We start from the raw sequence: 24,281 nt of genomic DNA, 5'->3' as shown, positions 1-24,281 counted from the left end.
ACAGGTTACCCTGCGTCCCCCCTCGCCGGAGACGCCGACCCGCTGGTGCGGGACGGCAAAACCGTTGCTGCATATTACTTGACGAGAAGCTCCGCTTCCTTCCGCTTGAGCATCCGGCGGGCGGCCGTGTATCCGTCACGGCCTTCCTGATCGCGCAGTTCGGGGAAAATCGCATAGATCTCCTCGCGCTGCGCCCGGCCCAGACCCTTGAGCGAGTGATCGCCGGGCTGGAAGCTCTCGGTCCAGGCGCCATCCGACAGGATGACCTCGTGGTTGTCGAACATGACGTGGATGTAGGTCACATCCGCCGCCGCCATCCGCTCCACGCCGGGCCGACCGACCAGATGCTTGGCCGCCACCAGAACCTCACGCTCGTCGAAGTAGAGCATGGTTTCGTCATTGGCGATCAGCACCCGGTGCTGCGGCGAAACGATCATGTCGCGCTCGGGCAGACCGTGGCCCAGGGCACCCTGGCCGATCTTCACCGCGCGGAAGGCTCCGTTCACCTCCAGGTCCGAGGCGAGCAGCTCGCGCGACCCGACCCACCGGATCACCTGGATGCCGTTGTCGCGGGTGATGACCCGGTCGCCGACCTGCAGGCTTTCGACCGGAACCTCGCCCTTCGGCGTCGCGATCAGCGTGCCGGGGGTGAAGCAGGGGATGACAGCTTCGATATCTTCGAACTTGGCAGTGGTGCCGTCGTTGAAGGTGATGATGCCATCCTCAAGGTCGTCCGAGGTGTAGGTGATGAAATCGACGTCCGACCCGGTCAGGTCCAGCGTGTCGAAGTCGTCGCCGCCCGATCCGCCATCGATCATGTCGCCGGTGGTGGCGCCCAGGATGACATCCCGGTCGTCGCCGCTGTCGATCATGTCCATGCCGTCGCCACCGATGACGGTGTCGTTGCCGGTGCCGCCGGTGATGGTGTCGTCGCCCTGACCACCGATCAGGCTGTCGTCGCCTTCGCCACCGTCAAGCAGGTCATCGTCGATGCCGCCATCCAGCGTGTCGTTGCCGGTGCCACCGATCAACGTGTCGTCATCGTCCTCGCCGAAGATGAGGTCGTTGCCGGCCCCACCGTCGATCAGGTCGCGACCATTGTCGGTGACCAGGTCGCCCTCGTCATCGCGGATGTTGATCTCGTCGGGGAAGGTCGGGCCAAGGCCGCCAAAGACGGTGTCGTCGCCGTCGCCCGCGTCGATCGTGTCGGACCCCTCGCCCCCGGTGATCAGGTCGTCTCCCTCACCGCCGGTGACCTCGTCGGCATCCTTGCCCGCATCGATCGTGTCGTTGCCGGTTCCGCCGATGACCGTATCGCGGTCGTCGCCGGTAAAGATGACGTCGTCGCCCGCACCACCGTCGACAAAGTCGCGATCGTCTTCGGGGTTGGCATCGGGGGTGATCAGACCGGGATAGCCCAGATCCGATGTTCCACGCGGGCCCGAGTTGATGGTGTCGTTCCCGTCACCGCCAAGAACCGTATCGTTCCCCGACCCTGCGGTCAGATTGTCGTCATCGGCACCGCCATCGAGGGAGTCGTTGCCCGACCCGCCGACAAGCGTGTCCTCGCCGTCGCCGCCAAGGACAACATCGTCGCCCTCGCCGCCCGAGACCGAGTCGTCGCCGACCCCGCCGTCCAGCGTGTCATTGCCCGACCCGCCGCCGAGGGTATCGTTGCCCTCGCCGCCGTCGATGAAATCATTGCCCGCGCCGCCGTCGGCCATGTCGTTGCCGGTGCCCGCGTCGACTTCGTCGTTGCCCGCGCCCGCTTCGATCATGTCGTCGCCGGCACCCGCCTCGATGATGTCGTCGTCGCCGAATTCACCGGGCAGGATCGCGTCATTGCCGTCGACCGCGTCGCCATCGGCGTCGACAAAGCCGCCGATGATCTTGTCATCGCCGTCGGTGCCCGACACGATGCCGTCCCGGATGGGGGCGCCGGAAACGGTCTCGATGTTGACGAACTTCGCCGTCTCACCGGTCGGGTTGCCGTCGTCGTCGAGGAAGAAGATCGTTCCGTTCTCGGGGTTATCGGGGTCCAGCTCGACCACCACGTTCAGGCCGGTCAGGTCCAGCGTGTCGACATCGTTGCCGCCTTCGCCACCGTCGATGACGTCGCCCGGGGTAATCCCGAAGAACACATCCGCATCGTCGCCACCGGACAGGACGTCGGCACCTTCGCCGCCGCTGATGCTGTCGTCGCCGGTGCCGCCCTCGATCGTGTCGGAGCCGGTGCCGCCGGTCAGCGTGTCGTTGCCGTCGCCGCCGTCGATGAAATCGTCGCCAGCGCCGCCGTCAGCCATGTCGTCGCCGGTGCCCGCGTCGACTTCGTCGTTGCCTGCGCCCGCTTCGATCATGTCGTCGCCGGCACCCGCCTCGATGATGTCGTCGTCGCCGACTTCACCCGGCAGGAGCGCGTCGCCACCGTCGACCGCGTCGCCGTTCGCATCGACAAAGCCGCCGATGATCTTGTCGTCGCCGTCGGTGCCCGACACGATACCGTCCCGCTCATCCGCGGCGCCGATCACGTTCTCGATGTTGACGAACTTCGCCGTCTCACCGGTCCGGTTGCCGTCGTCGTCCAGGAAGAAGATCGTGCCGTTCTCGGGGTTCGTCGGATCGAACTCGACCGCCGCATTGGCCCCGGTCAGGTCCAGCGTGTCGAAGTCGTCGCCGCCCTCGCCACCGTCGATCATGTCGCCTGCGGTCGCACCGATGACCAGGTCGCGGTCGTCGCCGCCGTCGATCATGTCGGCTCCGTCGCCGCCACTCAGAACGTCGTTGCCCGTGCCGCCGTTGACGATGTCGTCGCCTTCGCCACCGCTGATGGTGTCGTTGCCCGCATCTCCGCTGACGGTATCGTCGCCGTTGCCGCCGCGGATGTCGTCGTCGCCGTCACCGCCGTTGCCGACATCGTTGCCGCCCGAACCGGACAGCGTGTCGTTGCCTGCCCCGCCGAACATGACGTCGTCGTTGGCCGAGCCGCTGACGCTGTCGTCGCCGTCGCCACCATCGAGGGTGTCGTTGCCGCCGTCGCCGCGGATGGTGTCGTTGCCGTCACCGCCCGAGATCAGGTCCGCATCGCGGCCGCCCTGGATCAGGTCGTCACCGGCCCCGCCGTTCAGCGTGTCATTGCCGTTCTCGCCGAAGATGGTGTCGTTGCCTTCGCCGCCTTCGACCAGGTCGTCGCCGTTTCCGGCCAGAACGCTGTCGTTGCCGTCGCCTGCGTCGATCTCGTCATCGCCTTCACCGGCCAGGATGGTGTCGTCGCCGGCACCCGCTTCGATGATGTCGTCGTCGCCCGTCTCGCCCGGCAGGATCGCGTCATTCGCATCCACGCGGTCGCCATCGGGGTCACCGGTGTAGTTGACGTCGATCAGATCACCGCCGTCCGTCCCCGACACGATGCCGTCGCGTTCATCGACCGCGCCGATCACGTTCTCGATGTTGACGAACTTCGCCGTCTCACCGGTCCGGTTGCCGTCGTCATCGAGGAAGAAGATCGTCCCGTTCTCGGGGTTCGTCGGATCGAACTCGACCGCCGCATTGGCCCCGGTCAGGTCCAGCGTGTCGAAGTCGTCGCCGCCCTCGCCACCGTCGATCATGTCGCCTGCGGTCACGCCGACAAAGGTGTCGCGGTCGTCGCCGCCACCCATCATGTCCGCGCCCGCACCGCCGACCAGCGTGTCGTTGCCGGTGCCACCCTCAAGGGTGTCATTGCCGTCGCCGCCATTCAGAAGGTCGTCATCGCCCTCGCCGAACAGCATGTCGTTACCGGCACCCCCGTTCAGGGTGTCGTCACCGGCTTCGCCGTGGATCCAGTCGTTGCCGTCACCGCCATCGGCGCTGTCGTCGCCCGACCCCATCCAGATTTCGTCGTTTCCGCCGCCGCCGAGACCCGTGTCGTTGCCAGCCCCGCCAAAGATCGTGTCGTTGTCACTGCCGCCATCGATCAGGTCGTTGCCGTCACCACCCGACAGGCGGTCGGCACCGCTCTCGCCCATGATGGTGTCGTTGCCGGCATCGCCGTTCACGGTGTCATTGCCGGCGCCGCCCTTCAGCGCATCGTCGCCCGACCCGCCATTCAGAAGGTCGTTGCCCTTGTCGCCGAACAGCATGTCATTGCCCGAACCGCCGTTCAGCGTGTCGTTGCCGTCCTCGCCATGCACCCAGTCATCGCCATCGCCGCCCTCGACCAGATCGTCGTCCGACCCGGCCCAGATCTCGTCGTTGCCGCCCCCGCCATAGATGGAATCGTTGCCGGCCCCGCCGAACAGGGTGTCGCTGGCACCGTCGTCTTCCTCGACCGCGACGTTGCCGGTGTTCACCGACACGGCGTCATAGCCGACGATCAGGTCGTTGCCGTCGCCGCCCTCGATCCGGTCGCCGCCGTTGCGACCCTCCATACGGTCATCGCCAGCGCCGCCCTTGATCGTATCCGATCCGTCGCCGCCATAGATGGAATCGTTGCCAGCCCCGCCCAGAAGAAGGTCCCTGCCCGCACCGCCATCGATCACGTCGTTGCCGTCGCCGCCGTCGATGGTGTCGTTGCCATCTTCGCCGAACAGAAGGTCGTTCCCGCCTTCGCCGCGCACGATGTCATTGCCCACGCCGGCATAGACGGTGTCGTTGCCATCACCGGCCAGCACCAGATCGGCATCGCCGGTAGTGCCTTCGACACCAAGGGCGTCGTTGTTGTCGATGCGGTCGCCCTCGGCGTCCACATAGGTCAGATCGATCAGCTCGCCCGCGGCGGTGCCGTTGACGACACCGTCCGGCTGCGGCGCAGGCGTGAACGACAGGTTGTCGACCGCACCCGATCCACCAAGCTCGACCGTCATGTAGGCCGCGCCCTCGACGTTGATGTGAACGTTCTTCTGTGCACCGTTCGCGGTCCGCACGTCGATCTGCTTCAGAAGCTTTCCGTCTTCGTCGTAAACCTTGATCCAGGCGCCTTCCTCGACGTCCAGAACCGTCAGCGAATGCACCGTGACCTCGTCCTCGAAGTCGAACCGGAACGTTCCGCCACCGGCGTTGTCGTCGGGGTCGCTGGAATCGCGGTCTTCCGACAGGATCAGGACCTTGCCCAGGTTCGACGTGGCCAGATCAGTGTCGCCGCCCGTCGGATGCGCGGTATTGAAGATCATCACCGGATTGTGCGGGTTCCCACTGGAAATGGTGACGCCCTGACCCGAATACTGGCCGTTCACAATGGTGCCGGTGCTCAGATTGTTGAAATCGATCGTGGTACGATTGGTCATTGTAATGGCTCCTTATGCCGCGCCGTGGCGCGCAGGCCGCGCGGCAGATCGGCAGAGATTAAACTGATCCAGGACCGAGACTGTCTCGGTGACGGCACCCTTCTGGTGCTTGCTCGCGGGCGTCGTCGTCATGACGGCATCTCCATTCGGTCCGGTTACACGGGCCCAATGCGGAACGATGCGCTGCTAAAATATGTGCCCTTCAGGCGGACGCACGTTTGGCCAGATCGGGTGAACTGTGTCGAAGGTTTCGCGCTTGGGTCGGCAGACCCCCGTGCACGACCCCCAAGCCATGCACCCGCACGTCATCAACACACCTCTCCGGTGCTCCAAAAGTGCGGCCGCCCCCGTGACCAGCAGACATCGCCCCCCAGTGATGGGCGTAACAGATTTTTAACCGATTGAAGGGCCACGCGAAAGAGGATTGCGGCAAAAAACCGCCACTTTGAACCGGGATAAAGCCAAGTTTGGGGCAATGTTAACCATAATGTGGCAACCGCGCCCTTTTTGTGTCGCCACCAAAGCAACGATCCCGGCCTTGGGGAGGCCATTTGATTCGACAGTTGCGACGAACCGAGCCCCGCATTTCCCCATCGTAAGCAGTAGCATACCGACTTTTTCGCCCGCCGCGCGCGCGTCCGCTCCGCCATGAACTGTTTCCCCTGTGGAAACCAAATAAGGCGGAATTGCGATGCCTGAAAAATGGAGTGTTTCCGCCGCAGCAACTGAATTGGGGCAGCAATTAGGCGGGAATTGAAACGGTTTCGAAAGAAACGACGATTCGCCCCCCGTATCAGGGGGCGAGAATCGTGATGTGGTACCCGTGGCCGGACTCGAACCGGCAAGCCTCGCGGCGGCGGATTTTGAATCCGCTGCGTCTACCAATTCCGCCACACGGGCAACGCCCGGATCCCCTAATCCCGGCGCCCGGGAAGGTCAACAAACTCTTGGTTAAGATCGTCCGGACCGGCTCAGAGACGGCTGGCCGAGAAGGTGTCGCAGTCCGTGATCGCCCCGCTGCGGAAGCCGGTGGCGAACCACTGCGCGCGCTGTTCGGAGGTGCCATGCGTGAAGGTATGCGGCATCGGCACCCGCCCGGCGTTGCGTTGCAAGGTGTCGTCCCCGATCTGGCGCGCGGCGTTCACGGCCTCTTCGATGTCGCCACGCTCGAGCGAGCCGAACTGCGCCTGCGCCTCGCGCGCCCAGATGCCCGACAGGCAATCGGCCTGAAGCTCGATCCGGACGGAAATCTGATTGGCCCGCGCCTCGCTCGACTGGGCGCGGATCGTGTTCGCCTGGCCCAGGATGCCCAATTCGTTCTGCACGTGATGGGCGACCTCGTGGGCGATCACATAGGCCGCCGCGAAATCGCCCCGCGCGCCAAGCTGACGCTCCATCGTCTGGAAGAAGGCTGTGTCCAGATACGCCTTGCGGTCAGCCGGACAATAGAACGGACCCGTCGCCCCCGAAGCGCCGCCACAGGGGCTGCTGGTTACGCCCGAGTAAAGAACGAGGGTCGGCGGGCGGTAGGCTTCGCCCAACTGACGCCGGAACACGTCGGCCCAGACTTCCTCCGTATCGGCAAGCACGACCGAGGCGAACTGCGCTTCCTGCTGTTCGGCGGCGCTCGGCGCGCGACTGGGGGCCGAGGTCTGAACCGTTCCGCCCCCGCCACCCTGCAACAGGGGCGAGACGTCGATGCCGAAGAAGTAACCGACCGCCAGCACGACAAGCAGGCCACCGATGCCAAGCCCGCCGACGCCGCCACTTGCGCCGCCAGACCGGGATCTGCCCCGGCGGTCCTCGATGTTGCTGCTTCCGCGTCGTCCTTGCCACCGCATGTCGGTCCCCCCGCTGTCGTCCAAGCAATCGTTCTTGACCCTGCGATGGTTCCGTGAAACCGGCAACCCATGATCCGCCGCCTCTATGACTGGACCTTGGCCTGGGCCGCGCACCCGCATGCATTGTGGGTTCTCGCCATCGTCAGCTTCGTCGAAAGCTCGGTCTTTCCGATCCCGCCGGACATCCTGCTGATCCCGATGATCCTCGCCGCGCCGCATCGCGCCTGGCTGATCGCGGGGGTCTGCACGGTGGCCAGCGTTCTGGGGGGCGTCCTGGGATACGGCATCGGCTTTTACGCCTTCGAGACTCTGGGCGAGCCGATCCTGACCGCGCTTGGCAAGGCCGACAGCTTCGAGGCCTTCCGCACCCACTATAATGACTGGGGCGCATGGGCGGTGCTGATGGCGGGGATCACGCCCTTTCCCTACAAGGTCATCACGATCCTGTCGGGGGCGACCGGCCTGTCGTTGTCGGTGTTCATCTTCGCCAGCATCGTCGCGCGCGGTCTGCGGTTCTTCCTGGTGGCGGCGCTACTTTGGAAATTCGGCGCGCCGATCCGGGACTTCATCGAACGGCGTCTGGGCCTTATGTTCACGCTGTTCATGGTCCTGCTGTTCGGGGCGTTCCTGCTATTGAGGTTCCTATGACCCGTCTCATCGCGCTGGCGACGTCCGGCCACATCGGCCTTCTGGGCGGCGCCTTCCTGTTTCAGCTGGCGGGCTATGCGCCCTGTGCCATGTGCCTGTGGCAGCGCTGGCCCCATGCGGCGGCGATCCTGCTCGGGGTTGCGGCCCTGGCCGGGGTGGCGCCGCGCGCGATGGCGGCGCTGGCGGGGGTTGCGGCGCTGATCACCAGCGGGATCGGGTTCTTCCACGCAGGCGTCGAACAGAAGTGGTGGGACGGGCCGAGCAGTTGCACCGGCGGCGGCGACCTCAGTTCCCTGAGTGCCGCGGACCTGCTGTCGACCGAGATCGCGGATACCATCGTGATGTGCGACGACATCGTCTGGCAGCTTGGCCTGACGATGGCGGGCTGGAACGGCGTGCTGTCGCTGGCCCTGGCCGGAATCTGGGTGCTGGCGGCAACACGCCGGGTTACCCACGGGTAACCGTTTATTTTGATTAACTTTTCCTAATGAATGGTAAACTCTCCGACGACGTTGCGCCATTCGCCGGGCGCGATCAGCTTGCGATGGCTGAAGCGGACGGAATGGAGCGGGCCGTCGATCTCCTGCCCCCAGTACTCGATGAACTTGAACAGCCGCGCATGATCGGGCGCGAGATCATAATCCTGCCAGATGAAGGTATTGAGGACATGGGGATGGTCGGGCATGTGATAGAACATCTGGGCCGTGGTCAGGCCATAACCCTTGAGCATCAGTTCGGTTTCGGTCGGTTCAGGCGTCATGGATCACCTCTGATTTACCCCCCCTGAAGACAACCTGCCACCAACATATTAACAGTCAATGAAATCAGTTTGTTGGCACTCGGCTTCCGCGGCTGCAATGGCAAGGCGGCAACAGGGCGTTGAGCCCATATGCAGGGGATGATAGAAGGACCGACAACAAGATATGGATCGAGCCGAAGGCCAGGAATCGCATGAACGACGACCCGCAAACCCCTGAAAACGAAGACGAAGAGCCAGCGCGGAGCGTGATGCATCACGATGGCCCTCAGGTCAGCATCGTCAGCGAGATGCGCACCTCGTTCCTCGACTACGCGATGTCAGTCATCATCAGCCGAGCGATTCCCGACCTGCGCGACGGGTTGAAGCCGGTCCATCGCCGCATCCTCTATGCGATGTACGAAACCGGGAATACCCACGACAAATCTTATCGCAAGTCGGCCCGTCCGGTGGGCGACGTGATGGGCAAATACCACCCGCATGGCGACAGCGCGATCTATGAGGCGCTGGTGCGTATGGCGCAGGATTTCTCCATGTCGCTGCCCCTGCTCGATGGTCAGGGCAACTTCGGGTCGATGGATGGGGATAACGCGGCGGCCATGCGCTATACCGAGGTTCGGATGGACAAGCCCGCCGCCTTCCTGCTGGCCGATATCGAAAAAGACACCGTCGACATGGTGCCAAATTATGACGGCAAGGACATGGAGCCGTCGGTCCTGCCGGCGCGCTTTCCGAACATGCTGGTCAACGGGGCCGGCGGCATTGCGGTCGGCATGGCGACGAACATCCCGCCGCACAATCTGGGCGAAGTGATCGACGCCTGCCTTGCCCTAATCGAAAACCCGGACCTGTCGTCCGAAGAGCTGATCGAATACGTGCCGGGCCCGGACTTTCCGACCGGCGGCATAATCCTGGGGCGCAGCGGCATCCGCAAAGCCTATCTGGAAGGTCGGGGCAGCGTCATCATGCGCGCCCGCACCCGGGTCGAGGAGATCCGCAAGGATCGCTGGGCCATCATCATCGATCAGATCCCCTATCAGGTGAACAAGGCCACGATGATCGAACGCATCGCCGAAGCCGCCAAGGACAGGCGGATCGAGGGCATTTCCCACGTGCAGGACGAATCCGACCGGGTCGGCGTGCGCGTGGTCGTCGAGTTGAAGCGCGATGCCACGGCGGAGGTGGTGCTCAACCAGTTGTTCCGCTTCACGCCGATGCAGACGAGTTTCGCCTGCAACATGCTGGCGCTGAATGGCGGACGGCCCGAGCAGTTGACGCTGCGGGCGTTCATGACGAACTTCCTGTCGTTCCGCGAAGAAGTCATCGCGCGCCGCACGGCCTTCGAGTTGAACAAGGCGCGTGAGCGGAGTCACGTTCTGTGCGGTCTGGCCGTGGCCGTGTCGAATGTGGACGAGGTGGTCCGCGCGATCCGGGCGTCCGCCGATGCCGCCGAGGCACGGGCCAAGCTGATGGAGCGGCGCTGGCCCGCGGGCGAGATCCTGCCCTATATCAAGCTGATCGACGATCCGACCCACAAGCCGAACGAAGACGGGACCTATAACCTGTCGGAGATTCAGGCGCGGGCCATTCTGGATCTGCGGTTGCAGCGTCTGACCCAGCTGGGTGTGAGCGAGGTGACCGACGAGCTGGAGGCGCTGTCGGCCAAGATCAAGGAATACCTCGAAATTCTGGGGTCGCGCGCGCGCATCCTGTCGATTATCTCGGACGAATTGCGCGAAGTGCGCGATCAGTTCGCCGTGCCGCGCCGCACCGAGATCACCGACTGGTCCGGCGACATGGACGACGAGGACCTGATCGAGCGCGAGGACATGGTCGTCACGATCACCGAGACGGGCTATGCAAAGCGCACCCCGCTGGCCGAGTTCCGCAGCCAGAAGCGCGGCGGCAAGGGCACGGCGGGTATGGCCACCAAGGACGAGGATGTGGTCACCACGCTGTTCGTGGCCAACACGCATACACCGCTTTTGTTCTTCACGACGGACGGAATGGTCTACAAGCTCAAGACCTGGCGCCTGCCGCAGGGCGGGCGCACGGCCAAGGGCAAGGCGCTGGTCAACCTGCTGCCGATCGAGCCGGGCACGGGCATCGCCGCGATCATGCCCATCGACCGGGACGAGGATCACTGGGACGAATTGCAGGTCGTCTTCTGCACCGACCACGGCACGGTGCGGCGCAACAAGCTGTCGGATTTCGCCAATGTCATGCGCAACGGCAAGATCGCGATGAAGTTCGAGGGCGAGAGCGAGGGTTGGTCTCTGATCAATGCGCGGATCGCTTCGAACGACGACGATGTGATGCTGGTCACGCGGTCGGGCCGGGCCATCCGCTTCCCGGCGACGGACGTTCGGGTGTTCAACTCGCGCGCCTCGACCGGTGTGCGGGGGATCAGGCTGGGCAAGAACGATGCCGTGGTTTCGATGGCGGTGATCCGTCACTTCGACGCCACCAGCGACGAGCGCGCCGCCTACCTCAAGATGCGCCGCGCCATGGCGGGTCTGGCCGACGATGCAGAGGTCGAGGTCGATGAGGAGGCGGATGCCAACGCCACCATCAGCCCGGACCGCTATGCCGAGATGTCGGCAGCCGAGGATCTGATCCTGACGATCACCGAAGGCGGGGCGGGCAAGCTGTCGTCCAGCCACGACTATCCGGTGCGCGGACGCGGCGGCATGGGGGTCAGCGCGCAGGACAAGGCCGCGCGCGGCGGCCCGATCGCCGCATCCTTCCCCGTGGACATGGACGATCAGATCATGCTGGCCACATCCACCGGCCAATCGATCCGCTGCCCGGTGGACGGCATCAGCTTCCGATCGCGGTCGGCGGGCGGGGTCAAGGTCTTCGACACCCGCAAGGGCGAAAAGGTCGTGTCGGTCGCGCGCGTGGCCGACCAGTCCGAGGATGAGGTGCAAGACGGCGCGGAGTGATCCGGGGGTGACCTTGGGTCACTGAGCAAACGCAAATCCGCTATATCAATTTACACTTGTTCTGCATTAGAAGGACGACACAACGCAGTTACGAGGGGTGGGACTTCTCGGAGGCGTCGATGAATCTGGACAATTGGGACGATCTGAAATTCGTTCTGGCGATGACGCGGCATGGCACGATGTCTGCGGCTGCGCGCTATCTGAATACCAACGTCGCGACGGTGTCGCGGCGTCTCGAGCGTCTGAGCCAGGACCTGTCGATGCCGCTTTTCGAAAAGCGCGGTACCGGATTCGTCGCGACCGAGGTGGCTACCGCGCTGGCCGGCATCGCCGACGAACTGGACCAGAAGCTGCGCGCCGAACTGGTGAACATGCACGCGGGCCAGGCCAACCAGCAGGTCGCCATCGAGATCTCGGCCCCGCCCGCCGTTCATAGCCATTTCGTTCTGCCGCGCACGGGCGAACTCTCTGAATATCTGCCGCAGGTCATGTTGACCCTGACGGACAAGGCCTATTCCCAAGGACTTGGCGAGGCGGATATCCAGGTGCGCGTCGGCCGCCCCGAGGGCGGGCGGCTCAAGGCGCGCAAGTTCCGGGACTTCTCCTTGCGCGTATATCACGGGCGCGATCACGTCATGAACGGCGAGTGGATCGGCCTGTCGCACCGCTATCCCGACGCCGATGTCCTGCGCGATATCTATGCCGAGGCCGCCCCGAAGCCACGCTTCCGGGTCGAGGAGATGCCGATGGCGCTCGACATGGTGCGGGCCACCGGACTGCCCGGGCTGCTGGCCGACTACATGGTCAGTCCGGGCGACAACCTCGTGCTGGCCGATCTGCCGGGGAACGACATCCCGGGCGAACTCTGGATCACCTACCATGAGACGCGGCATTCGGATGCGACGTTGCGGGCGGTGGTCGACTGGTTCTGCACCCCGCGCCCGCACCATTTGCAGCTGGCGAGCGAGTGACGCGGCCAATCCCGGCTTTGCACAAATCGAACTGGCATTCGGCGTCTGCAACAGTCTAGGCCGGACAGAGTGGCAAGACCAAGTCGGGCAGCAGGATGGATGCCACCCGATCCTCCGAAGGGCGACCAACGCCCCCGCCGGGGGAGCATCTTGCGGACAGTCGAGCGGACATCCGAAGGGTCTCGCCCCTTTGTCGCAGTCGCCTTCAGGGCGGCTTTTTTCGTATGGGCTTCCCCCGCGCGACCTTGCGGCTTATGTCAGCCCCATGACGGACAGATTGCACATCATCGGCGGCGGAATGGCCGGATCCGAAGCGGCCTGGCAGGCGGCAGAGGCGGGTGTTCCCGTGACCATCCACGAAATGCGGCCCCGGGTCGGGACCTTTGCGCATCGCACCGGGTCGCTGGCCGAGATGGTCTGCTCCAACTCGTTCCGGTCGGATGACGACGAACAGAACGCCGTGGGCCTTCTGCATTGGGAAATGCGGGCGGCTGGCGGCCTGATCATGGAAATGGCCCATAAGCACCGCCTGCCGGCGGGGGGCGCGCTGGCCGTCGACCGCGACCCCTTTGCCGAGGCCGTCACCGCGCGCCTGCGCTCCCATCCCCTGATCGAGGTGGTGGACGAAGAGGTGACCGCCCTGCCCGACAGCGGGCACTGGATCGTCGCCACCGGCCCCCTCACCGGCAGCGCGCTGGCGCAGGCCATCGCCGACGAGGCCGGTCAGGACAGCCTGGCTTTCTTCGACGCCATCGCCCCCATCGTGCATTACGACAGCATCGACATGGACATCGCCTGGATGCAGTCGCGCTATGACAAGGGCGAGACCGAGGAAGAGCGGACCGCCTATATCAACTGTCCGATGACCCGCGACCAATACGAGGCCTTTATCGACGCCCTGCTCGCGGCAGAGAAGACCGAGTTCAAGCCGGGCGAGACCGCTGGCTATTTCGACGGCTGCCTGCCGATCGAAGTGATGGCCGAGCGGGGCCGGGAGACGCTGCGCTTCGGCCCGATGAAGCCCGTCGGCCTGACCAACCCGCACGACCCGACCAACAAGGCCTATGCCGTGGTGCAGCTGCGCCGGGACAACAAGCTGGGCACGCTCTACAACATCGTCGGATTTCAGACCAAGATGAAGTACAGCGCGCAAACCTCTGTTTTCAAGATGATTCCCGGTTTGCAGGAGGCGTCTTTCGCCCGTCTGGGCGGCATCCACCGCAACACCTTCATCAACTCGCCCACGCTGCTCGACGATCAGATGCGGCTGAAATCGAAGCCCCATATCCGCTTTGCCGGGCAGATCACGGGCGTGGAGGGCTATGTCGAATCCGCTGCCATGGGCCTGCTGGCCGGGCGTCTGGCCGCCGCAGAAATGCAGGGCCGGACGCTTGAGCCCGTGCCCGAGACCACCGCCATGGGCGCCCTCGTTACCCACATCACCGGGGGCGCGGACGCCAAGACGTTCCAGCCGATGAACGTCAACTTCGGCCTGTTCCCGCCCGTCGATGCGCGTGGCGGGCGCAAGGGGCGGCAGGTGCGCTACAAGATGTATACCGACCGCGCCAAGGCCGATTGGCAGGCTTGGCTGGGGGTCCGTCAGGCCGCCGAATGATCACGCGCTTCGCGCCCTCGCCCACCGGTCCGCTGCATCTGGGGCATGCCTGGTCGGCGATGATCGCCCATGACATGGCGCGGGCGGAGGGGGGCAGTTTCCTTCTGCGGATCGAGGATATCGACCGGCAGCGCGCAAGGCCCGAATGGGAAGCGCAGCTGAAGGACGATCTGAACTGGCTGGGCATCGTCTGGGACGCGGAACCGATGCGGCAGTCGGACCGGATGGACGCCTATGGGGCGGCGCTCGATGATCTGTGGTCGCGGTTCCTCCTCTATCCCTGCACGTGTTCACGCCGGGACATCGCCGAGGCGTTGAGCGCGCCGCAAGAAGGGGTCGAGCCGACCCTGGGCCCCGACGGCCCGGTCTATCCCGGCACCTGCCGGGCGGATGCGCCGACGGGCTATCCTTGGCCGCCGCGGCCCGAAGACGTGCATCTTCGGATCGACATGAATGTGGCGCAGATGGCCTGCGAGCACATGATCCTGCAGGATCAGGCGGATCATTGGGGGCTTTCGTTTCTCGAGACAGGTCCCCTGCATCCGGGCACCGTCGCCACGTCGCGCGACAGCTACCTGCGCGATATCGGTGACGTGGTTCTGGCGCGGCGGGAATTCGGCACCTCCTATCACTTGTCGGTGGTGGTCGATGATGCGGCGCAGGGGGTTACCCATGTGGTGCGCGGCGGGGATCTGTTCGAGGCGACGCCGATCCATGTGCTGCTGCAACGGCTCCTGGGCCTGCCGACGCCGGTCTATCATCACCACGATCTGGTGCGCGACGGGGCCGGCAAGCGGCTGGCCAAGCGGGACGACGCGCGCTCCATCGCCAGCTACCGCGACGCGGGGTGGTCGGCCGAAGCCCTGTTGGCGCACCTTCGGGAGAGCCGCGTGGCGCCGTAAGGTGCGTGGTTACCACGCACCCTACCGAATCCTTCAGACCGGCTGCGCCGTCTCGACCATGCGGGCGAAGAAGCTCGCGCCGACGGGGGCGATGGCATCGTTGAAGTCGTATTCCGGGTGGTGCAGCACCGGCCCCGCGCCCGCGCCCAGAAACAGATAGGCCCCGGGGCGCGACTCGAGCATGTAGCTGAAATCCTCGGCCCCCATCTCCTTCGGGGAATCGGCGGTCACCCGGCCTGCGCCCACCACATCGGCGGCGACCCTTGCGGCGAATTCGGCCTTTTCGGCATCGTTGACCGTCGCGGGATAGCCCCGCTCGTACCGGCAGGAGGCCGAGACGTCATAGCTCGCCGCCTGCCCCGCCACGATCTGGTTCAGGCGGCGTTCCACCATGTCCTGCACCGCCGGATCGAAGGTGCGCACCGTTCCTTCGATATAGGCGCTGGCGGGAATGATGTTGTCGGCCGTCCCCGTGTGGATCTGGGTCACCGACACGACCAGTTCATCGAGCGCGTAGTGGTTGCGCGACACGATGGTCTGGATCGCCTGCCCGATGCCCAGGGCCGCGACGACCGGGTCCTTGGTGTCGTGGGGCATCGCGCCGTGCCCGCCCTTGCCGACGATATCGATATGGAAGGTATCGACGGCGGCCATGATCGGCCCGGGCGCGGTGAAGAATTCGCCCTCGGCGAAGTTGGGCGCGTTGTGGATGCCATAGACCTGGCCGATGTCGAACCGGTCCATGATCCCTTCCTCGACCATGACGCGGGCGCCGCCGCCGCCTTCCTCTGCGGGCTGGAAGATCAGCGCGACGCGACCCCGGAAGTTGCGCGTCTGGGCCAGGTATTTCGCCGCCCCCAGAAGCATCGTGGTGTGGCCGTCATGACCGCAGGCATGCATCTTGCCGCGCGTCTCGCTGGCGTGTTCGACGCCCGACGCCTCTTCGATGGGCAGGGCGTCCATGTCGGCGCGCAGCCCGATGGTCGGGCCGTCGCCCTGCCCCTCGATGATCGCGACGATGCCGGTCTCGGCGATGCCCTCGTGGATTTCGGTGATCCCGAACTCTCGCAATTTGTCGGCGACGAAGCGGGCGGTCTTGGGCAGGTCGAACTGAAGCTCGGGGTTGCGGTGCAGCCAGCGGCGCCATTCGCGCATTTCGGGTTCCAAGGCGGCAATCGAATTGAGAACGGGCACGGGGTTTCCTTTCGGCGGGTCGCCGTGCAGGAAACACCCACAACCCGGAGGACGCAATGGACGACGACATCTGCACCCGGCCCGGTGGCGGCCTGCCCCGGCTTCTGGCGATCATGGAACGGCTGCGCGACCCCGAGACGGGATGCCCCTGGGACATCGAACAGGATTTCGCGTCCATCGCGCCCTATACCATCGAGGAAGCCTATGAAGTTGCTGACGCCATCGAACGCGGCGCCTGGGACGAGCTGGAGGGTGAATTGGGCGACCTCTTGCTGCAGGTCGTCTATCACGCGCGGATGGGCGAACAGGAGGGGCGGTTCGATTTCCATTCCATCGCCGAGCGTGTGGCCCAGAAGATGGTCGACCGGCATCCGCACATCTGGGGAGATGGCGACCGCGACAAGTCCGCGGAACAGCAGGTCGCCGATTGGGAGGCCACCAAGGCGCAAGAGCGCAAGGGCCGCACGCTGGATGGGGTGGCGCTTGGCCTGCCGGCCCTGCTGCGCGCGGTGAAGTTGCAGAACCGCGCCGCGCGCGTGGGCTTCGACTGGCCCGAGACAATCGCCGTTCTGGACAAGCTTCGCGAAGAGGCGGCGGAGCTGGTCGAGGCGAAGGACACCTTGAGCCAGGACGCGGTGACCGAGGAGATGGGCGATCTGCTGTTCGTGGTGGCCAACCTCGCGCGGCACCTCGATGTGGACCCGGAGGCGGCGCTGCGGGCCGCGAATACCAAGTTCACCCGCCGGTTCGAGGCCATCGAGGATGCACTGGCCGCCGAGGGGCGCGGCCCGGCGCAATCGGACCTGGCCGAGATGGACCGGCTCTGGGACGCGGCGAAGCGGGCGGAAAAAATACCCGACCATAATAATCGGGATTGACCCGACTAAAAGAGTCGGGAATAAACGGGGCGACACCAACAGGAGACCCCGATGTCCATCCGTACCCTTTTCCTGACCGGAACCGCCCTTGTCCTGGCAGCCCCCGCCATCGCGCAGGAGGTGAACGTCTATTCGTACCGTCAACCCGAACTGATCCAGCCGCTGATCGACGGGTTCGAGGCTGCGACGGGAATCACCGCCAATGTCGTCTTCATCGACAAGGGCATCACGGAGCGTCTGGTCGCCGAGGGCGAGCGCAGCCCCGCCGACCTTATCTTTACCGTCGACATCTCGCGCCTGTCCGAGGCCAAGGAGGCGGGCGTGTTGCAACCGGTGGAAAGCGAGGTTCTGACCGCAAACATCCCTGATGCCATGCGCGATGACGACAACATGTGGTTCGGACTGACGACGCGGGCGCGCATCGTCTATGCCAGCAAGGATCGCGTGGGCGAGGGTGAGGTCACGACCTACGAGGCGCTGGCCGACCCGATCTGGGCCGGACGCATCTGCACCCGCTCGGGCACCCATGAATACACCATCGGCCTCGTGTCGGCCATGATCGAGCACAACGGAGTCGCAGCGACCAAGACTTGGCTGGAAGGGCTGAAGGCCAACCTCGCCAAATCGCCCGACGGCAACGACCGCGCGCAGGTCAAGTCGATCTGGGCGGGCGAGTGCGACATCTCGCTTGGCAACACCTATTACATGGGCGCGATGCTGGCCGACCCCGAGCAGGTCGAATGGGCCAACTCGGTGCGCATCGAGTTCCCGACCTTCGCCGACGGTGCGGGCACCCATGTGAACATCTCGGGCGTCGGCATGGTGAAGGGCGCGGACAACGAAGCCGAGGCGCTGGCCTTCATGGAATACCTGTCGTCGGCCGAGGCGCAGGAAATCTATGCCAATGTCGTCAACGAATACCCGGTCGCGCCGGGGGCCACGCCTTCGGCCCTGGTGGCCGGTTGGGGCGCGCTGACGCCGGACGAAACCGACCTGACCGCGATCGCCAGCCACCGGGCCGAGGCCCTGAAACTGGTCGAGGAAGTCGACTTCGACGGCTGATCCGGTCTGACACGCCGCGCCGGTCTGGACAATCGGACCGGCGGGCGCTTGATGTGGGACCATGACACAAAGCATCATCATCGACACCGACCCGGGCCAGGACGACGCCGTCGCCATCCTTCTGGCACTGGCCTCGCCCGAGGTGCGGGTTCTGGGCATCACCACGGTTGCGGGCAATGTGCCGCTGGGCCTGACGACGCGCAACGCGCGGGTGGTCTGCGAACTGGCCGGGCGACCCGATGTGGCGGTCCATGCCGGATGCGACCGGCCCATGGCGCGCGACCTTGTTACGGCAGAGCATGTGCACGGCAACACCGGCCTCGACGGGGCCGACCTGCCCGACCCGACCATGCCGGTCGCGGACGGCCATGCGGTGGATTTCATCATCGACACCCTGCGCGCGGAACCCGAACGCAGCGTCATTCTCTGCCCGCTTGGCCCCTTGACCAACATCGCCACGGCCATCTCCCGCGCGCCCGACATCGCGGGGCGGATCCAGCGCATCGTCCTGATGGGCGGGGCTTATTTCCAGGTGGGCAACATCACCCCCACGGCGGAATTCAACATCTACGTCGACCCCGAGGCGGCCAAGGTCGTCTTTGCGTCGGGCGTGCCGCTGACGGTCCTGCCGCTGGATGTGACGCACAAGGCGCTGACCACCCGGGCACGCAATGACGCCTTTCGCGCGGCGGGCCGCGTGGGGCCGGCCGTCGCGGGCTGGACCGGCTTTTTCGAGCGGTTCGACATGGCGAAATACGGCTCGGAAGGGGCACCGCTGCACGACCCCTGCGTCATCGCCTGGGTGTTGCGACCGGACCTGTTTACAGGCCGGGAGATCAACGTGGAGATCGAGGTCGAAAGCCCGCTGACCCGCGGCATGACCGTGGCCGACTGGTGGGGCGTGACTGATCGGGCGGCCAATGCGCTGTTCATCGGGGATCTCGATGCCGACGGGTATTACGCGCTTCTGACGGAGCGGATCGCCCGGCTCTAGGGTGCGACGGCTGCGGCGGCGCGGCCTGAGTATTTGCAAAGCAGAGAAAGACCGGACCGATGTTCAGCTTCGACAATTCCTATGCGCGCCTGCCGGAACGGTTCTTTACCCGGATGCCGCCGACGCCTGTCTCGGCCCCGTCCTGGGTCGCCCTGAACGCGGGGTTGGCGCGCGATCTGGGGCTGGACCCCGACGAATTGCGCGGGGCGTTGGATGTGTTTGCGGGCAACCGGGTGCCGGACGGGGCGGCCCCGCTGGCGCAGCTTTATGCGGGGCACCAGTTCGGGGGTTGGTCGCCGCAACTGGGCGACGGGCGGGCGCTGCTTCTGGGGGAACACATGGGGCCGCAGGGGCGCGTGGACATCCAGCTCAAGGGATCGGGGCCGACGCCCTACAGCCGGATGGGCGACGGGCGCGCGGCACTCGGGCCGGTGATCCGCGAATATGTGCTGAGCGAGGCGATGTTCGCGCTTGGGGTGCCGACGACGCGCGCATTGGCCGCCGTGGCGACCGGCGACCGCGTTCTGCGCGAGACGGGCCCCCTGCCCGGCGGTGTGCTGACCCGCGTCGCCGCCAGCCACATCCGCGTCGGCACCTTTCAGGTCTATGCCGCGCGCGAGGACGTCGACGGGTTGCAGGCCCTGCTGGACCATACGCTGGCGCGCCACGCGCCCGGGGCCGAGGGGCCCATGGGCCTGCTGCGTCACGCGATGGCGGCTCAGGCGCGGCTGGTGGCGCAATGGATGGGTCTGGGCTTCATCCACGGCGTGATGAACACCGACAATATGACCCTGTCGGGCGAGACGATCGACTATGGCCCCTGCGCCTTCATGGAGGTCTATCGCCCCGACATGGTCTTCAGCTCCATCGACCAGTTCGGGCGCTATGCCTGGAAGAACCAGCCCGACATCGCGCTCTGGAACCTTGCGCAACTGGCCACGGCCTTGCTGCCGTTGATGGGCGAGCGCCAGGCGGCGGTGGCCGAGGCGACCGAGGTGCTGGAAGGCTTCGCCGCCCTGCACGAGCGGGAATGGCGGGCGGTCATGGCCGCCAAGATCGGCGTTTCGGACATCGGTCTGGCGCTGGAGCTTCTGGACATCATGGCCGAGGGTCAGGCCGATTTCACCAACATGTTCCGCGCCTTGACCGTTGCCCCGGACACCGCGCGCGATCAGGTCATTGACGCCACGCGCCTGGGCGATTGGATGCGCCGTTGGCAGGAGGCCGACCCCGACCGGGATGCCATGGCGCGCGCCAATCCCGCCATCATCCCGCGCAATCACCGGGTGGAGGAGGCCATCGCGGCGGCCTATTCCGGGGATTTCGCGCCGTTCGAAGCGCTGAACGCCGTGCTGGCCGACCCCTGGCACGAGACCGAGGCAAACGCCCCCTATCGCCGCCCCGCGACCGACGACGAACGGGTCATCCGGACGTTTTGCGGGACATGATTGCCCTGCGTCGCAGCGAAGGCTAGGGATCGGGCATGACATTGCCGACGATCCTTGACCGCTGCGAGACGCAGGGCCTGCGCCTGACGGGACCGCGCCGCGTGATCGCGCAGGTGCTGGAGGATGCGTCGGACCACCCGGACGTCGAGACGATCCACGCCCGCGCCGCCGAACAGGACCCGAGCATTTCCGTCGCCACTGTCTATCGCACCGTCAAGCTGTTCGAGGAATCGGGCATTCTGGAGCGGCGCGAATTCGGCGACGGCCGCGCCCGTTACGAGGATGCGGAGCGGGAACACCACGATCACCTGATCGACCTTCAGACCGGAGAGGTCATCGAATTCGTCGACCCCGAGATCGAGGCCCTGCAGGAGAAGATCGCCGAACGCCTTGGCTATGACCTCAAGGGCCATCGGCTCGAGCTGTTCGCCGTGCGCCGCAAGTAACCGCGCGCCATGGCGAACCGAAGCTATCTTTACGCGACCGACCGCGCGCCGGTGAAGACGCTGGACCGGGGTCGCCGCTATGACGGGATCGGGGAATGGTCCTGGCATGTACCCGCGCTGGCGCTGCTTCTGGTCTCGGGCGACACCCGCATCGGCGTGAGCGTGCTGAGCGCGAGTGCCGTGCGCGATCCGTCGGGCGATCTTGTGAACGTGCCCAACCTGTTCGGCACCGACCGGTCCCGGGCGATCAAGTTTCTGCGGATCGTCGCGCATCTGGCCGAAGAGATGCCGGACCCGATCCTGTCGGCCGAGGTGGCCGGGGCGTTGAACGTTCTGCGCAAGGTCCAACCGCCAGTCATGGTGCTGGAACTGGTCGAGCTTCTTGAAATGGAGTCCGACGATCCGCGCGTCTGGCTGCGCACGGCGGAAGACCTGCGCCAGAATGCCCTGGCCCTGGGGCAAGCCGTGGACGCCCTGCCCGACCGGGTCGAGACCGGCGCCCGCGAACTGGCCGCGATGCTGGACGGTCAAGGCGCCGGGCCGCTTGCCGCGCTGACCCTTGGCATGGCGCGCAACGACATCACGCGCGACACCGCAGCATTGGGCCTGGGCGGGGTCTCGGATGTGCTCTGCGTCGATCCAGTCCCGCGCGGCGCGTTTCTCGCCGCGACGGCAGAGCGGTTTCGCGCCGAGGTCATCGTGCCGAAAGTGACGGCACTGGCGCCCGCGCCCGACTGGGCGCTCGTGGTCGAGCGGACATTCAGTGACCTGCGCGACGATGGCACCCATGATCGGCGCTACGCCTTTGTGCTCGTGAACCGGACGACGGGGCTGTTCGGGCTGCGTCATCGTCATGCGGTCCATATCGACCCGGAGATCGGGTCGGCGCGGCTGACAGCGGCGCGCCTTCTGGAATGGCAGATCGAGGATACGCGGGACCTGCGCGCCATCGCCATTCGCCCGGACGGGATCGCGGCGCTGACCGGCACGGGGGTGGCCGAAGCCTTGCAGGGTGGCAAGCCATCGAGCGCCCTCCTCACCCGGATCTTCGGACAGGTGACGCGCCCATGACCGACAGTTTGCGCGGCGCAGCCCTGATGGTCGCCGCCATGGCCGCCTTCGCCGTCGAGGATGGGCTGATCAAGGCGCTGTCGGGGACGATCCCGGCGGCACAGATCATCTGGATGCTGGGCCTTGGCGGGGCGCTGGCCTTCGTCGGTTGGCTGCGGTTGTCAGGTCAGGCGGTCTGGTCGGCGCATTACATCCGCCCCCAGGTCCTGCTGCGGTCGGGGTTCGAGGTGTTCGGGACGCTCTGCTTTGTGTCGGCCCTGTCACTGATCCCCTTGGCCACCGCCTCGGCGGTGATTCAGGCGACGCCGTTGGTGGTGGCCATGGGGGCGGCGCTGTTCCTTGGGGCACAGGTGGGCTGGCGACGCTGGCTTGCCATCATCGTCGGGTTTGTCGGCGTCATGGTCATCCTGCGCCCCGGCGCCGACAGCTTCGACCCCGCGACCCTGCTGGCGGTCGGCGGGATGCTGGGGCTGGCGGCGCGCGATCTGGTGACGCGGACCATGCCCGGCGTGGTGTCGGGCGCACGGCTGTCGCTCCATGCCTTTGCCGCGCTCTTCCCGACCGGCGTCGCATTGCAGCTCGCCCTGGGTGCGCCGGTCGTGGTGCCCGATGGGGTTGGCTTCGGCATTCTGGCGCTCTGCGTCGGGATCGGGATGTTCGGCTATCTGACGATCGTGGCGGCGACCCGGCTTGGCGACATCTCCTTCGTGTCGTCGTTCCGCTATTCGCGAATGCTCTTTGCGCTGGTGGTGGGCGGCGTCGCCTTTGGCGAGCGGCCGGACGTCTGGACACTGGTCGGGGTCGCGATTGTTATCGCTAGCGGCCTTTATACATTGATCCGCGAGGCACGCTTGCGGACGGCTTCCCAAGTGTAGCCAGACGCGCTAGAGGGGCCGCGAACCCATTTTCGCCAACCCCACCCGGAGGCCGCCATGTTCACAATCACAGATATCCACGCCCGCGAGATTCTGGACAGCCGGGGCAACCCGACAGTCGAGGTCGACGTGATGCTGGAAGACGGGACGATGGGCCGGGCCGCCGTGCCGTCGGGCGCATCGACCGGCGCCTATGAGGCAGTGGAGAAACGCGACGGGGACAAGGCCCGCTACAAGGGCAAGGGAGTCTTGCAGGCGGTCGAAGCGGTGAACGGGGAAATCGCCGACGCCATCGTCGGCTTCGACGCCGCCGAGCAGGAGGCCATCGACGCCGCGATGATCGAACTGGACGGCACCGACAACAAGGGCCGTCTGGGGGCCAATGCGATCCTTGGCGTGTCTCTGGCCGTGGCCAAGGCCGGGGCCGATGCCAGCGCCCTGCCGCTCTTCCGATATGTCGGCGGCACCGCTGCCCGCGTCCTGCCGGTGCCGATGATGAACATCATCAACGGCGGCGAACATGCCGACAACCCGATCGACATCCAGGAATTCATGATCATGCCGGTCTCGGCCACCTCAATCGCCGAGGCGGTGCGCATGGGGTCGGAGGTGTTCCACACCCTCAAGGGTGAGCTTTCGGCGGCGGGTCTGTCGACGGGTATCGGCGACGAGGGCGGCTTTGCCCCGAACCTGTCGTCGACGCGGGACGCGTTGGATTTCGTGCTCAAGTCCATCGAGAAGGCGGGCTATACCCCCGGCGAGGACATGATGCTGGCGCTGGATTGCGCGGCCACGGAGTACTTCAAGAACGGCAAATATGTGCTTGCTGGCGAAGGGAAAACACTTTCGTCGGATGAGAATGTCGAATACCTCGCCGCGCTGGTACGTGACTACCCGATCCTGTCCATCGAGGACGGCATGTCCGAGGACGACTGGGACGGCTGGATCGCCCTGACCGAGGCGCTTGGGGACAAGGTGCAATTGGTGGGCGACGACCTGTTCGTCACCAACCCGGTGCGCCTGGCCGAGGGGATCGAACGGGGCGCGGCCAATTCGCTTCTGGTGAAGGTCAATCAGATCGGAACCCTGTCGGAAACCATGGAGGCCGTGAGCCTGGCGCATCGCAACCGCATGACCTGCGTGATGTCGCACCGTTCGGGCGAAACAGAGGACGCGACCATCGCCGATCTGGCCGTTGCGACAAACTGTGGCCAGATAAAGACAGGCTCGCTGGCGCGGTCGGACCGGCTGGCCAAATATAACCAATTGATCCGGATCGAGGAAATGCTCGGAGAAACCGCCGTCTATGCGGGCCGCAGCATTCTGCGCGGTTGATGATCCGTGAACGCAAGGGAACCCCTGCCCGGGGAACC

The 24,281-nt window shown here is 65.6% G+C and carries 18 protein-coding genes and 1 tRNA gene; 14 read left to right on the top strand and 5 right to left on the bottom strand.

Features of this window, described 5'->3' with window-relative positions; genetic code table 11:
- Nucleotides 1-74 precede the first annotated feature (74 nt).
- The 3 genes from BM002_RS00585 to ypfJ form a co-directional block, all read right to left on the bottom strand.
- The gene (locus tag BM002_RS00585) at nucleotides 75-5,261 is read right to left on the bottom strand and encodes a Hint domain-containing protein (RefSeq protein ID WP_092776168.1); all 5,187 of its coding nucleotides are present in this window, start codon (nucleotides 5,259-5,261) and stop codon (nucleotides 75-77) included.
- A gap of 815 nt (nucleotides 5,262-6,076) precedes the next feature.
- Nucleotides 6,077-6,161 (bottom strand) — tRNA-Leu (locus BM002_RS00580).
- 71 nt (nucleotides 6,162-6,232) lie between these two features.
- Nucleotides 6,233-7,102 (bottom strand): KPN_02809 family neutral zinc metallopeptidase, encoded by an 870-nt coding sequence (gene ypfJ / locus BM002_RS00575; RefSeq protein WP_092778518.1) that lies wholly within the window; start codon nucleotides 7,100-7,102, stop codon nucleotides 6,233-6,235.
- 69 nt (nucleotides 7,103-7,171) lie between these two features.
- Here ypfJ and BM002_RS00570 point away from each other — a divergent pair, with 69 nt between their 5' ends.
- Nucleotides 7,172-7,750: a YqaA family protein gene (locus tag BM002_RS00570; protein WP_092776165.1), complete on the top strand. Its 579-nt coding sequence runs from the start codon at nucleotides 7,172-7,174 to the stop codon at nucleotides 7,748-7,750.
- Nucleotides 7,747-8,211, top strand: a complete 465-nt coding sequence (locus tag BM002_RS00565) for a disulfide bond formation protein B (protein ID WP_092776162.1) — start codon at nucleotides 7,747-7,749, stop codon at nucleotides 8,209-8,211. The genes BM002_RS00570 and BM002_RS00565 overlap by 4 nt, the downstream gene beginning before the upstream one ends.
- Nucleotides 8,212-8,234: 23 nt before the next feature.
- On the opposite strand, the gene BM002_RS00560 is transcribed toward BM002_RS00565, so the two are convergent.
- Nucleotides 8,235-8,510 (bottom strand): usg protein, encoded by a 276-nt coding sequence (locus tag BM002_RS00560; RefSeq protein WP_092776159.1) that lies wholly within the window; start codon nucleotides 8,508-8,510, stop codon nucleotides 8,235-8,237.
- A 191-nt stretch (nucleotides 8,511-8,701) separates the two neighbouring features.
- Between BM002_RS00560 and gyrA the strand changes: the two genes are divergently transcribed.
- The 4 genes from gyrA to gluQRS all read left to right on the top strand — a co-directional run bounded on the left by gyrA (nucleotide 8,702) and on the right by gluQRS (nucleotide 14,940).
- Nucleotides 8,702-11,452 (top strand): DNA gyrase subunit A, encoded by a 2,751-nt coding sequence (gene gyrA / locus BM002_RS00555; protein ID WP_092776156.1) that lies wholly within the window; start codon nucleotides 8,702-8,704, stop codon nucleotides 11,450-11,452.
- A 119-nt stretch (nucleotides 11,453-11,571) separates the two neighbouring features.
- Nucleotides 11,572-12,423, top strand: a complete 852-nt coding sequence (locus BM002_RS00550; RefSeq protein WP_092776153.1) for a LysR family transcriptional regulator — start codon at nucleotides 11,572-11,574, stop codon at nucleotides 12,421-12,423.
- A gap of 265 nt (nucleotides 12,424-12,688) precedes the next feature.
- The gene (trmFO, locus tag BM002_RS00545) at nucleotides 12,689-14,038 is read left to right on the top strand and encodes a methylenetetrahydrofolate--tRNA-(uracil(54)-C(5))-methyltransferase (FADH(2)-oxidizing) TrmFO (RefSeq protein WP_092776148.1); all 1,350 of its coding nucleotides are present in this window, start codon (nucleotides 12,689-12,691) and stop codon (nucleotides 14,036-14,038) included.
- The gene (gene gluQRS / locus BM002_RS00540) at nucleotides 14,035-14,940 is read left to right on the top strand and encodes a tRNA glutamyl-Q(34) synthetase GluQRS (RefSeq protein ID WP_092776145.1); all 906 of its coding nucleotides are present in this window, start codon (nucleotides 14,035-14,037) and stop codon (nucleotides 14,938-14,940) included. The genes trmFO and gluQRS overlap by 4 nt, the downstream gene beginning before the upstream one ends.
- 33 nt (nucleotides 14,941-14,973) lie before the next feature.
- Here gluQRS and BM002_RS00535 read toward each other — a convergent pair whose 3' ends face one another.
- The gene (locus BM002_RS00535) at nucleotides 14,974-16,134 is read right to left on the bottom strand and encodes a M20 aminoacylase family protein (RefSeq protein ID WP_092776142.1); all 1,161 of its coding nucleotides are present in this window, start codon (nucleotides 16,132-16,134) and stop codon (nucleotides 14,974-14,976) included.
- 56 nt (nucleotides 16,135-16,190) lie between these two features.
- Here BM002_RS00535 and mazG point away from each other — a divergent pair, with 56 nt between their 5' ends.
- The 8 genes from mazG (at nucleotide 16,191) to eno (ending at nucleotide 24,243) form a co-directional block, all read left to right on the top strand.
- On the top strand, nucleotides 16,191-17,012 hold the full coding sequence (mazG, locus tag BM002_RS00530; RefSeq protein WP_092776139.1) for a nucleoside triphosphate pyrophosphohydrolase: 822 nt from the start codon (nucleotides 16,191-16,193) through the stop codon (nucleotides 17,010-17,012).
- Between the two features lie 51 nt (nucleotides 17,013-17,063).
- Nucleotides 17,064-18,074: a Fe(3+) ABC transporter substrate-binding protein gene (locus BM002_RS00525; RefSeq protein WP_092776137.1), complete on the top strand. Its 1,011-nt coding sequence runs from the start codon at nucleotides 17,064-17,066 to the stop codon at nucleotides 18,072-18,074.
- 61 nt (nucleotides 18,075-18,135) lie between these two features.
- Nucleotides 18,136-19,068 (top strand): nucleoside hydrolase, encoded by a 933-nt coding sequence (locus tag BM002_RS00520; RefSeq protein ID WP_092776134.1) that lies wholly within the window; start codon nucleotides 18,136-18,138, stop codon nucleotides 19,066-19,068.
- 59 nt (nucleotides 19,069-19,127) lie between these two features.
- Nucleotides 19,128-20,516, top strand: coding sequence for a protein adenylyltransferase SelO (locus BM002_RS00515; protein ID WP_092776131.1), 1,389 nt, complete (start codon nucleotides 19,128-19,130; stop codon nucleotides 20,514-20,516).
- A 35-nt stretch (nucleotides 20,517-20,551) separates the two neighbouring features.
- Complete coding sequence (locus tag BM002_RS00510; protein ID WP_092776128.1) at nucleotides 20,552-20,962, top strand: Fur family transcriptional regulator; 411 nt, start codon at nucleotides 20,552-20,554, stop codon at nucleotides 20,960-20,962.
- 9 nt (nucleotides 20,963-20,971) lie between these two features.
- Entirely contained in the window at nucleotides 20,972-22,033 is a 1,062-nt protein-coding gene (locus tag BM002_RS00505; RefSeq protein ID WP_092776125.1) for a DUF7822 domain-containing protein, read from the top strand.
- The gene (locus BM002_RS00500) at nucleotides 22,030-22,908 is read left to right on the top strand and encodes a DMT family transporter (RefSeq protein ID WP_092776122.1); all 879 of its coding nucleotides are present in this window, start codon (nucleotides 22,030-22,032) and stop codon (nucleotides 22,906-22,908) included. Before BM002_RS00505 ends, BM002_RS00500 begins: the two co-directional genes overlap by 4 nt.
- 57 nt (nucleotides 22,909-22,965) lie before the next feature.
- Nucleotides 22,966-24,243, top strand: a complete 1,278-nt coding sequence (gene eno / locus BM002_RS00495) for a phosphopyruvate hydratase (RefSeq protein WP_092776120.1) — start codon at nucleotides 22,966-22,968, stop codon at nucleotides 24,241-24,243.
- Nucleotides 24,244-24,281: the final 38 nt, after the last annotated feature.

Origin of the sequence: Jannaschia pohangensis, assembly GCF_900113875.1 — a bacterium.
GTDB classification, from domain to species: domain Bacteria; phylum Pseudomonadota; class Alphaproteobacteria; order Rhodobacterales; family Rhodobacteraceae; genus Jannaschia; species Jannaschia pohangensis.
Note: the sequence above shows the minus strand (reverse complement) of the source record. Positions and strands in the feature narration are given on the sequence as shown.